General features: G+C 74.4%; 9 protein-coding genes. 4 read left to right on the plus strand and 5 right to left on the minus strand.

The window, feature by feature from the left end:
- Positions 1-168: 168 nt before the first annotated feature.
- Together ACZ7H1_RS09595 and ACZ7H1_RS09600 are read right to left on the minus strand one after the other, a co-directional pair.
- Positions 169-507 carry a hypothetical protein gene (locus ACZ7H1_RS09595; RefSeq protein ID WP_470785171.1) on the minus strand — a complete coding sequence of 113 codons (339 nt, stop codon included), beginning with the start codon at positions 505-507 and terminating at the stop codon, positions 169-171.
- Positions 508-611: 104 nt separating this feature from the next.
- A complete protein-coding gene (locus tag ACZ7H1_RS09600) occupies positions 612-944 on the minus strand; it encodes a hypothetical protein (protein WP_470785173.1) in 333 nt (110 codons plus the stop codon).
- Positions 945-1,282: 338 nt separating this feature from the next.
- Between ACZ7H1_RS09600 and ACZ7H1_RS09605 the strand changes: the two genes are divergently transcribed.
- Complete coding sequence (locus ACZ7H1_RS09605) at positions 1,283-2,218, plus strand: RICIN domain-containing protein (RefSeq protein WP_470785174.1); 936 nt, start codon at positions 1,283-1,285, stop codon at positions 2,216-2,218.
- A gap of 58 nt (positions 2,219-2,276) precedes the next feature.
- Here ACZ7H1_RS09605 and ACZ7H1_RS09610 read toward each other — a convergent pair whose 3' ends face one another.
- Positions 2,277-3,635, minus strand: coding sequence for a family 43 glycosylhydrolase (locus ACZ7H1_RS09610; protein WP_470785176.1), 1,359 nt, complete (start codon positions 3,633-3,635; stop codon positions 2,277-2,279).
- A gap of 266 nt (positions 3,636-3,901) precedes the next feature.
- On the opposite strand from ACZ7H1_RS09610, the gene ACZ7H1_RS09615 reads away from it, so the two are divergent.
- On the plus strand, positions 3,902-5,779 hold the full coding sequence (locus ACZ7H1_RS09615; RefSeq protein WP_470785178.1) for a VanW family protein: 1,878 nt from the start codon (positions 3,902-3,904) through the stop codon (positions 5,777-5,779).
- Positions 5,780-5,916: 137 nt separating this feature from the next.
- On the plus strand, positions 5,917-8,604 hold the full coding sequence (locus tag ACZ7H1_RS09620; protein WP_470785179.1) for a SpoIIE family protein phosphatase: 2,688 nt from the start codon (positions 5,917-5,919) through the stop codon (positions 8,602-8,604).
- A gap of 72 nt (positions 8,605-8,676) precedes the next feature.
- Here the strand turns inward: ACZ7H1_RS09620 and ACZ7H1_RS09625 are convergent, their stop codons facing one another.
- Positions 8,677-8,850 (minus strand): CsbD family protein, encoded by a 174-nt coding sequence (locus ACZ7H1_RS09625; RefSeq protein ID WP_470785181.1) that lies wholly within the window; start codon positions 8,848-8,850, stop codon positions 8,677-8,679.
- Positions 8,851-8,989: 139 nt separating this feature from the next.
- Between ACZ7H1_RS09625 and ACZ7H1_RS09630 the strand changes: the two genes are divergently transcribed.
- Positions 8,990-10,366 carry a mycothione reductase gene (locus tag ACZ7H1_RS09630; protein WP_470785183.1) on the plus strand — a complete coding sequence of 459 codons (1,377 nt, stop codon included), beginning with the start codon at positions 8,990-8,992 and terminating at the stop codon, positions 10,364-10,366.
- A gap of 39 nt (positions 10,367-10,405) precedes the next feature.
- On the opposite strand, the gene ACZ7H1_RS09635 is transcribed toward ACZ7H1_RS09630, so the two are convergent.
- Positions 10,406-10,642: a hypothetical protein gene (locus ACZ7H1_RS09635; protein ID WP_470785184.1), complete on the minus strand. Its 237-nt coding sequence runs from the start codon at positions 10,640-10,642 to the stop codon at positions 10,406-10,408.
- Positions 10,643-10,796 lie beyond the last annotated feature (154 nt).

Raw genomic sequence — 10,796 nt, forward strand, 5'->3', positions numbered from 1 at the left:
GGGGAGAGGACCAGGATACACGCGATCCGTTGGCGGCCGCCTCGTGTTGGTGGGGGGGGGGGGGGGGGGGGGGGCACCCCCCCCCCCCCCCCCCGTTCCGTTCTCCTCCCCCCCCCCCCCCCCCCCCCCCCCCCCCCCCCCCCGGTGCCGTGTGCTGTGGTGTTGCGGTCAGAGGTCGCGGACGTCCACGGAGGTGCCGCCGACGCCGGTGCCCGTCGCGGAGCAGAGCGCGCCGGAGTTCGCGCGCTTGCCCGGCCTGACCGTGACCCACGGGCCCTTCTCGTCCCAGCTCAGGCCGCAGACGACGACCGCCCGGAACTCGATGGGGTGGCTGTTGTTGTTCTTGCAGATCGCCGTCGACCGGTATCCGTCTTCGCTGAGCGTGTACGAGCAGTGCTCGCCGCTGCCGGGCGGGCGCATCACGACGGCGTCGGCCGGGGTGGCCTGCACGGCGGTGGAGAGCGCGAGCACGGCTCCCACGGCGAGGGCCCTCAGCTGGGTGTTCATGGAATTCTCCTTGTCGATGGTTCGGGTGTTCGGGTGTACGGGTGAATGCAGTGCGGTGCGGTGCAGGCGGCGCGGCGTCCCGCCGTGCGGCGGGTGCCCGCGCCTCACAGGTCGCGGAAGTCGGCCACGATGCTGCCGACGCCGGTGCCGCCGCAGGTTCCGCGGGCCCCGTCGCTCTCGCCGGGCGCGATGGTCAGCCAGTCGCTCTGGAGGTCCGGCGACCACCCGCACACGAAGGTGAGGCTGAACTCGACGGTGTGGCTGCCGTTGTTCTTGCAGACGCCCGCACCGCTCTTGCCGTCCTCGCTCACCGAGTACGTGCACGCTTCGCCGGGGCCGGGCGGGCGCAGCGCGGCCGCGCCCGCCGGTGCGGCCTGCAGGGCGGCACCGGCGATCAGCAGGGCTCCGACGGTGAGGGTCCTCAGCCTGGAACGCATGGTTCTCCTTGGAGTCGTGAAGTGGACGTGGTGCGCCCGTCACCCCATCGGGGGACAGGCGGTCATGGCCCCGGCGGCGTCGCGGAAGCGGTGGTCCGGGCAGTGCGGATCCGCCCGCTGCCGGTGGGCGCCCCGTGATCCGGGTGTCTGCGACCGCACCGGGGAGCCGGGGCGTTTCCGAGTGTGTGGCGGTCCGTCAGGCCCCCGCAAGCTTGTCCCGGTTGCTTCGCCGATGTCGGGATCCCTAGGGTTCCGACCTGCTGGGACACGCCCGTCCCGGGATGAGGGACGGCCGGCTGGAGCAGCAGCAGACACGGCCCGGACGGAAAGACCAGTGCATGGCGGACACGGCCGCAGGCGGATCGCCCGAGGGCGATCCCGCCCGCCGACTGGGCGGCGCGCTGCGCGCCTTGCAGCAGCGCTCCGGCTTCACCCTCCGCGAACTGGAGACCCGGGTGCGGATCAGCGACTCGTCGCTGTCGCGGTACTTCCGCGGGACCACCGTCCCGCCCTGGGACATGGTCCGGGCCCTGTGCCGTGCCGTGGGCGCCGATCCGGCGGAGTACCGCGTGCTCTGGGAGGCCGCCGCCCGGAGCCAGCCCCAGACCCAAGCCCAGTCACAGACCCAGTCACAGAACCAGAACCAGAACCAGAACCAGAACCAGGATCAGCCCCAGACCCGGCCCCGGCCGTCCGCGGACGCCGGGCGTACGGCGTGGCTGCGGCCGCGCGGCCGCCGGACCTGCATCCTGACCGGCGCAGTCGCCGGGGCCGTGGCCGGGGCGGCACTGGGCGCGGTGCTCACCTGGCTCCTCCTGCCGTCACCCGGCGCCCCGGCGGGCGGCGGGCAGGCCACCCCGGCAGCCGGCGGGGGAGTGCCCGGGGCGGGCGGGGCGAGCGGTCAGGGACCTGCGGACACCGAGCGGATCTTCGTCAGCCGGCGTACCGGCGCCTGTCTGGACCACAGCCTCGACAAGGAGCTGCGCTCCTTCGCCTGCAACGGCATGAGCTACCAGCGGTGGACCGTGCAGCGGCTGCCGGACGGCGCGTTCCGGCTGCGCAACCACGCCACCGGCGCCTGCCTGGAACACGGCGGGCGCGGGGTGGGCGCCGTGGCCTGCACCACCGCCGCGTCCCAGAAGTGGGTGGTCACCCCGTGGCCCGACGAGTCGGTCGAGCTCAGGAGCAAGGCCACGGGAGCCTGCCTGGACGACAGCGGCGCGGGCCTGCGGGCGCTGCCGTGCTCGCGTACGGACCACCAGAAGTGGGGCTGACGGCGGGCGGGCACCGGGCCTGTCCGCCGGTCACGGGGGCTCCCCGCGGGGTGACCCGTCAGGCCACGTCCACGCCGTCCAGTTCCGCGTACAGGTCGCCCTTGGCGAGCCGGACGGTGTTCCAGCCCTCGCGCAGGGTGAGGGGCGCCTCGGCGGTGCGCCAGGTGTCCCACCCGGTGTGCGGGTAGCGGACCGTGCCCGTGTCGCGGCCGTTGACCGAGAGCCGGTGCGAGGCGGCCGCGGGGGTCCCGGCGGGGTCCAGGGAGCCGTTCCCGAAGCGTACGGACAGGGTGTGGTGCCCCGCCGATGCGGCGAAGACGCCGAACTCGACGAAGCTGTCGGGGTGGTCGATGTACCCGACGGCCCGGCCCGCCCGGGCGTCGGGGGCGTCGCGGACGACGGCGTTGTTCAGGCGCGCGTCCTCCGCCTCGTACGGCACCCTGCTGCCGCGCACCACCGGGCGGCCGTGCGCGAAGCCGAGGTCGGCGGTGTACATCACCCGGCCGGGAGCGCTCCAGCCGTGGAAGACGATGCGGTCCCGGCCGTCCGGTCCGGTGACCACGTCCTGTCCGCCGGGGCCGACGACCGTCCGGGCGAAGCCGTCGGTCGTCATCAGCGGCTCGGCGGCCTTGGTGTACGGGCCGGTGAGGCGGTCGGCGACCGCGTAGCCGGTCTTGTACCGGTCCCCGCCGTACGCGTCGGCCGAGTAGAACAGCACGTAGCGGCCGCCCCGCCGGACCAGGGTGGGCGCCTCCACGAGGTCCCCCTCCCAGGCGCGGTCCCGGGTGATCAGCCGTACGGGCTCACCGGTGAGGCGGGTGCCGTCCCGGGACGTCTCCTGGAGGTGGAGCCAGGTGTCGCGGGAGCAGCAGTTGCCGTCGTTCTTCCACAGCACGTACCGTCGGCCGCCCTCGGCGAAGCCGGCGGCGTCGATCGCGCCGCCCTCGTCGGCCGGGCAGATCAGCGGCCGCTCGCCGACGGGGGCGAAGGGGCCGTCGGGGGAGCGGGACAGGGCGACGCCGATGCACTGCCTGCCCGTCGCGGCGTCCCGGGCGGTGTAGTGCATGGTGAAGCCGGTGCCGTTGTCGTACACGTCGGGCGCCCACACCTTGCCGCGGGGCTCCGTCGCCGCCCAGCTGCCGAGCACGGGCAGGGCGTCGGCCCGGGCGAGCGACCAGCTCTTCAGGTCGCGGGACGTGGCGTGCTGGACGTTCCGGCCGTTCCCGTTGGTGGCGTACGCGTGGTAGGTGCTGCCCGCCTTGACGATGTCGGGGTCGGGGAAGTCCCGGTCGAGCACCGGGCCGCCGACGGCCGCCCGGGCGGGCAGCGCGGCCAGGCAGGCCGCCAGGGCGGCGGCGCAGAGGACGAGCCGGAGCAGCCGTCGCGCGGTCCGGCGCGCGCTCGTAGGGGATGACATGGGCCTCGGCTCCTCGGGGCGGTCCGGCGGCGGCAGGGCGGGTGGCACGACCGGCGAACGATCCGCGGGCCCCGGGGTTGCGCCCCCGGCCCCCGCCACGTGGAGCCGCGGCGGCGGACGGCGACGCCGCCGGACTTCGTGAGAACCATTACATCCGCCACAAAATCGGATGTTTTCGGGCAACCATGGTGTCCGGAATCGTCGTCTATGGGCTGCTGTCGCGGCCCGCGCCACCCGCTCGGCCGGTGGGCGCCACAGGGAGAGACATGGGACGCGCGCGCAGCTGGACGGGTGACTGGCGGATCGCGGTGCCGGTGGCAGGCGGAGCCGTCGTACTCGGGCTGGGCGGCCTCTACGGCACCGCGCTCGCGGCCGGCGGCGACATCGAGCCGGGCACGCGGGTCCGGGGGGTCGACATCGGCGGGATGAGCCGGGCCGAGGCGCGGCAGACACTGGAGCGCGAGCTCGGGCCCACCGCCACCGCGCCGCTCGCCCTGAAGATCGGCGACCGGACCGAGAAGGCCGACCCGGCCGCGCTCGGGCTCTCCCTCGACACCGCCGCCACCGTCGACCGCGCCGCACGCCCCGGCAGCGGCCCGGTCGCCGTCATCGGCAGCCTCTTCGCCTCCGGCGAGCGGGAGGTCGAGCCGGTGACCCGCATGGACGAGAAGACCGCACGGGCCGCGCTCGACCGCATCGGAGCGACCACCGCCCGGAAGGCCCGCGACGGCGCGGTCGACTTCGAGAAGGGCGCCGCGAAGTCCATCGCGCCGCTGCCCGGCGTGGCACTGGCCGAGGACCGGGCCCTCGACACCCTCCGCGGCGCCTACCTGCGCGCGGACGCCGGCGCCGTCGTGATGCCGGTCGAGCACACCCGGCCCCGCATCGGCGCCGAGGAGACCGGACGGGCCATGCGGCAGTTCGCCCGGCCGGCGATGTCGGCCCCGGTCACCCTGACCGTCGCCGGACAGCGCATATCCATCACCCCCGCCGTCCTCGGCGAGCACCTCTCGATGAAGCCCGGCAGCGGGGGCCGGCTGGTGCCGGAGCTGGACGCCGAGAGCCTGCTCGCCGACCCGGCCGTGGCCCGCCCGCTCCAGGACGCCGTTCCCGGCCAGCGCGAGTCCGGGATCCGCCTCGACCCCGCCGGACGCGTGGTGCCCGCACCGCCCGGCCGAACGGAGCACCAGGTCACGGAAGCGGCGCTCGGCCGGGCCGTGCTGCCGCTGCTGACCCGCTCGGGCGCCGCCCGCAGCGCCGAGGTCGCGACCGTGGCGGCGGCGCCGGGCCTCACGAGCGCCGAAGCGCAGCGGCTCGGCATCAAGGAGAAGGTCTCGTCCTTCACGGTCGAGTTCCCGGCGGCCCCGTACCGCAGCACCAACATCGGCCGCGCGGTCGAGCTCATCAACGGCTCCCTGGTCCTCCCGGGGGAGGAGTGGAGCTTCAACCGGACCGTCGGCGAGCGCACCGCGGAGAACGGTTTCGTCGACGGCCTGATGATCAACGACGGCCGGTACGTGAAGTCGCCCGGCGGCGGCGTCTCGGCCGTGGCCACCACCATGTACAACGCCGTCTTCTTCGCGGGCCTCAAGCCCGTCGAGCACGGCGCCCACTCCTTCTACATCGAGCGCTACCCCGAAGGCCGCGAGGCCACCGTCGCCTGGGGCACCCTCGACCTGCGCTGGATCAACGACTCCGGCCACGCCGTCTACATCCAGGCCGAATCCACCGACACGTCGCTGACCATCACCCTCCTCGGCACCAAGAAGTACGACGAGATACGCGCGACCAAGGGGCCGCGGACCAACGTCACGAAGCCCGCCAAGCTGACCGGCAGCGGACCGGCGTGCGAGGTCCAGACCCCCTTGGAGGGCTTCGACGTCGAGGTCGGCCGCGTCTTCGTGCAGGACGGCAGGGAGGTCAAGCGCGAGGAGTTCACGACCCACTACACGCCGCGAGACGAGGTCACCTGCGCCCCGGAGACCCCCGGGGCCCCCAAGCCCGCACAGGGCTCGCAGACCCCGCAGGCACCCGAGACATCCCGGCCCCTCCAGGCCCCCGAGGCCCCGCAGACCCCCCTGGCTCCCCAGGCCCCTGAGAACCCGCCCGTGACGGCCGCCGGGACCCCTCGCGCGCCCCGGTAGCGGCAGCCGGACTGCCCGGGACGGGGGACGGCGCGTGACTGCGGTGACGCGCACCGCGCCGGCCGACAGACGCGGGCGCCCGGAAGTGCTACAACTGGGGGCGTGACCTTTCCTCGCCACCCGTGCCGGGTACGTCGGTGCGGTCACCCCTAGGCAACCGGTTCAGGAGCGTCGCCGGACAGGTATTCGTCCTTCAGGTGGCGATCGTGGTGTTGCTCGCGGCCGGTGCCCTGCTGGCCCTGGTGCTCCAGTCGCGGCACGACATCGACCGGGAAGCACGCAACCGCTCGGTCTCCGTCGCCCAGACCGTCGCCCACTCCCTCGGCCTCCAGGCCGCCCTCAAATTGCCCGACCCGTCCGTCGTCCTCCAGCCCCTCGCCGAGTCGACCCGCAAGGCCGCCGGGGTGGACTTCGTCGTCGTGATGGACACCAACGGCATCCGGTACAGCCACCCCCAGCCGGACCTCATCGGAAAGCGCTTCGTCGGCACCATCGAGCCCTCCCTCGCCGGGAAGGTCCACACCGAGAGCGTGGACGGACCGCTCGGCAAGGAGATCCAGGCCGTCGTGCCCGTCACCGCGGACGACGGCGAGGTCGTCGGCCTGGTGTCGGCGGGCCTGACGGTGGAGAACGTGACCGGCGTCGTCGACCGCCAGCTCCCCGTCATCCTCCTCGCCATCGCGACCGGCCTGGCCCTGGCCACCGTGGGCACCGCGCTGATCAGCCGACGGCTGCGCCGCCAGACCCACGGGCTCGGCACGCAGGAGATGACCCGGATGTACGAGCACCACGACGCGGTGCTCCACGCCGTCCGCGAAGGGGTGCTGATCACCGACGGCGACGGCCGGCTGCTGCTGGCCAACGACGAGGCCAAACGGCTTCTCGGCCTGCCGGAGGACGCCGAAGGGCGCCACATCGGCGCCGTACCGGGCCTCGACCGCCCGATGGCGGACCTGCTGCGCTCCGGCCGGGTAGCCACCGACGAAGTACTCGAAACCGGCGACCGGCTGCTCGTGGTCAACCAGCGGCACACCCACCCCCGGGGCCGCCACGAGGGCACCGTGGTCACCATTCGCGACTCCACCGAGATGCACGTCCTCAGCAGCCGCGCCGAGGCCGCCCGCAAACGGCTCAGGCTGCTGTACGACGCCGGCGGCGACATCGGCACCAGTCTCGACGTCGTCCGGACGGCCGAGGAGCTCGCGGCCGTTGCCGTCCCCCGGTTCGCGGACTACGTCACCGTCGACCTCGCCGACCCCGTGCTCGACGGCGACGAGCCCGGGCCGGGCGCCGACATGCGGCGCACCGCGGTCAACGGCATCCGCTCCGACCACCCCCTCTACCCCCGCGGCCGGCTGATCGACTTCCTGCCGTCCACCCCCCAGGCCCGCGGGTACGGCACCGGCGAAGCGGAGCTGGTGCCCGACCTGGCCGACGCGCCCGGCTGGCACGCCCAGGACCCGCCGCGGGCGCAGGCCATCGTCGACTACGGCATCCACTCCCTGATCGCGGCCCCGCTCACGGCCCGCGGCACCGTGCTCGGGGTGGTCAACTTCTGGCGCTCGCAGAAGCCGGAGCCCTTCGACGACGACGACCTCTCGCTCGCCGAGGAACTCGTCGCCCGCGCTGCGGTGAGCATGGACAACGCCCGCCGCTACACCCGTGAGCACGCCCTCGCCGAAACGCTCCAGCGCAGCCTGCTGCCCCGCGCCCTGCCCGAGCAGAGCGCCGTGGACGTCGCGCACTTCTACCTGCCCGCCCAGTCCGGCGTGGGCGGCGACTGGTTCGACGTGATCCCGCTCCCCGGCAGCCGGGTCGCCCTCGTCGTCGGCGACGTCGTCGGGCACGGCCTGCACGCCGCGGCCACCATGGGACGGCTGCGCACCGCCGTGCACAACTTCGCCTCGCTCGACCTGCCGCCCGACGAGATCCTCGCCCGCCTGGACGACCTCGTGCAGCGCATCGACCACGACGGCAACGGCGACGGCGCGAACGGCGGCGTGCTGGGCGCGACCTGCCTGTACGCCGTCTACGACCCGGTGTCCCAGCACTGCACGATGGCACGGGCGGGGCACCTTCCTCCGCTGCTGGTCGCCCCCGACGGCACGACGGAGATCGTGGAACTGCCCGCCGGACCCCCGCTGGGGCTGGGCGGCATGCCGTTCGAAACCGCGGAACTGCACCTGGCGGAAGGCAGCCAGCTCGTCCTGTACACCGACGGCCTCGTCGAGGAACGCACCCGCGACATCGGCGAGGGGCTGGAACTCCTGCGCGCGGCGCTCAGCCATCCCGACCGCGACCCGAACGAGAGCTGCCGCGCCGTGCTCGACCTCCTGCTCCAGGCCCGCCCGGCCGACGACGTGGCCCTGCTCATCGCCCGGACCCGGACCCTGGGCCCGGACCGGGTCGCGCAGTGGGACGTGCCGTTCCACCCGAGCGAGGTCGGCGCCGCCCGCAACGCCGCGGCGAAGAAGCTCGACGAGTGGGGCCTGCCGGAACTGGGCTTCGCCACGGAACTGATCCTCAGCGAACTGGTCACGAACGCCCTGCGGCACGGCAGCGCGCCCGTGCGGGTCCGCCTGCTGCACGACCACACGCTGACCTGCGAGGTGTGGGACGCCAGCAGCACCGCCCCGCACCTGCGGTACGCCGCCACCACCGACGAGGGAGGGCGCGGCCTGTTCCTGGTGGCGCAGCTCAGCGAGCACTGGGGGACCCGCTACACGCCCGAGGGCAAGGTCATCTGGGCGGAGCAGGCGCTGCCCGGCTCCCCGGGCGCCGCGGAACCCGACCTCGCGGCCTTCCTGGACGTCGAACCGCTCTGACGCCGCGCGCACGCCGCGGTCCCGGTCCCCCTGAGGGGCCGGGACCGCGGCAGACGTCCGTGGCAGCGCGGGTCAGCGCTTGAACACGTCCTTCATCTTCTCCTTGGCCTCGCGGGCGTCGCCCTTCGCCTTCTCGGCGCGCCCCTCGGCCGTCATGCGTTCGTTGCCCACCGTGCGGCCTGCCGTCTCCTTGAGCTTGCCCTTGGCCTGCTCGGCCTTGGCCTTGCTCTTTTCCTTGTCCGCCACAGCTGATCACTCCCTCGGGACGGGGAACTCCGTACGACACGCGTCTGACCAGGTTCCCGGTCCTCAAACACGCCGTGCGGCCGCCGGGTGCCGCGCGCGGCTGCGCGCCCGGCTCGGGGCGGGCTCGTAACCTGGGCCGATGCGCCACCACGATCTTGTCGTCATCGGTGCGGGATCCGGCAACGCCGTCGTCGACGGGTCGTTCGCCGGTCTGGACGTGGCCGTCGTCGAGGAGCGGTGGTTCGGCGGCACCTGCCTGAACGCCGGCTGCATCCCGAGCAAGATGCTCGCCCACACCGCGTACGTCGCCGGGACCGTCCGTGACGCCTCCGCCCACGACGTGGACGCGCAGCTGCGGGGCGTGCGCTGGCGGGACCTGCGCGACCGGGTCTTCGGCCGGCTGGACGCCGAGGAGGCGGAGGGCCGCAGGGGCCGTGAGGGGGACCCCGCCGTGACCGTGTACGAGGGACGGGCGCGCTTCACCGGCCCCCGGCAGCTGCGGATCGACCCGACCGGCCGGGCGGCCGGCGCCGTCGACGTGAGCGCCGCGCAGGTCGTCGTCGCGGCGGGCGGCCGCCCGCTGGTGCCCCCGCCGGTGGCGGACTCGGGCCTGCCGTACGAGACCTCCGACACCGTCATGCGGATCGACTCCCCGCCCCGGCGGCTGGCCGTCCTCGGCGGCGGCTACATCGCCGCCGAGCTCGCCGAGGTCTTCGCCGCGGCGGGCACCTCGATCGTCATCGTCGAGAAGGAGCCGCGGCTCCTCGGCCCGCAGGACGAGACGGTCGCCGAACGCTTCACCGAGCTGGCCCGGTCCCGGTACGACCTCAGGCTCGGCCGCGAGGTGACGTCCGTCGGCGGCCGGCCCGGCGCCCTCCGGCTGGCGCTGGACGACGGGTCGACCGTCGGGGCGGACATGCTGCTGGTCGCCGCCGGGCGCGTGCCCAACGGCGACCGGCTGAACCTCGACGCGGCCGGCATCGCCACCCGCGACGACGGACGGATCGTCGTCGACGCCCACCAGCGCACCACGGCCGAAGGCGTCTTCGCCCTCGGCGACATCTGCACGCCGGTGCCCCTCAAGCACGTGGCGAACCGCGAGGCGCAGGTCGTCGCGCACAACCTCCGCCACCCGGACGACCTGATCTCCGCCGACCACGGCCTCGTGCCCGCGGCGGTCTTCACCCGTCCCCAGATCGCCTCGGTCGGCGCCACCGAGCAGGACTGCCGGGACCGGGGCCTGGACTACCGCGTCGGCCGGGCGGACTACGCCGACGTCGCGTACGGCTGGGCCATGGAGGACACCACCGGCTTCTGCAAGGTCCTCGCCGAGCCCGGTTCCGGCCGGCTGCTCGGCGCCCACCTGATCGGCCCGCAGGCTCCGACGCTGATCCAGCCGCTCGTCCTCGCGATGACCCTGGGCATCGACGCGGCCACGCTCGCGAAGGCGCCGTACTGGATCCACCCCGCGCTCACCGAAGTCGTCGAGAACGCGCTCCTGGACCTCGAGCTCTGAACAGCGGCTGCACCCCGGCGAACGGGGTGCAGCCGGCGTTCAGTGCGGCGCGGTCCGGTGGCCGAACCAGTGGCCGCGGCGTCGGCGGGGTTCGCCGGGGAGCGCCGCATCGCCGGCCGTCTCGGCGCGTGCGGTGTCCCGCTGTCTGATGAGGTCGTCCCGCTCGCGGTCCACGACGGCGGCCTCGCGGCGCGTGGCGCCGACCCGTCGCGCACGCGCGGAGCGCCGGGCGCCCAGCATGACCATGGTCAGGCCGAGGAGCGCGGCGGCCCCCACGACGATTCCGTACAGGAAGAGGGTGCCGGTCGAGCCGGTGACGGTGTAGCCGAGGACCGAGAATTCCCCGCCGGGGGCGGGGGGGGGGGGGGGGGGGGGGGGGGGGGGGGGGGGGGAGGAGAGGGGGGAGGGGGGGGGGGGGGGGGGGGGGGTT

The sequence above is a fragment of the Streptomyces sp. NPDC037401 genome (assembly GCF_055602345.1).

Excerpts from the sequence above, each read along its gene's own strand:
- ACZ7H1_RS09595 (WP_470785171.1), bottom strand. The coding sequence starts at position 507 with ATGAACACCCAGCTGAGGGCCCTCGCCGTGGGAGCCGTGCTCGCGCTC.
- ACZ7H1_RS09600 (WP_470785173.1), bottom strand. The coding sequence starts at position 944 with ATGCGTTCCAGGCTGAGGACCCTCACCGTCGGAGCCCTGCTGATCGCC.
- ACZ7H1_RS09605 (WP_470785174.1), top strand. The coding sequence starts at position 1,283 with ATGGCGGACACGGCCGCAGGCGGATCGCCCGAGGGCGATCCCGCCCGC.
- ACZ7H1_RS09610 (WP_470785176.1), bottom strand. The coding sequence starts at position 3,635 with ATGTCATCCCCTACGAGCGCGCGCCGGACCGCGCGACGGCTGCTCCGG.
- ACZ7H1_RS09615 (WP_470785178.1), top strand. The coding sequence starts at position 3,902 with ATGGGACGCGCGCGCAGCTGGACGGGTGACTGGCGGATCGCGGTGCCG.
- ACZ7H1_RS09630 (WP_470785183.1), top strand. The coding sequence starts at position 8,990 with ATGCGCCACCACGATCTTGTCGTCATCGGTGCGGGATCCGGCAACGCC.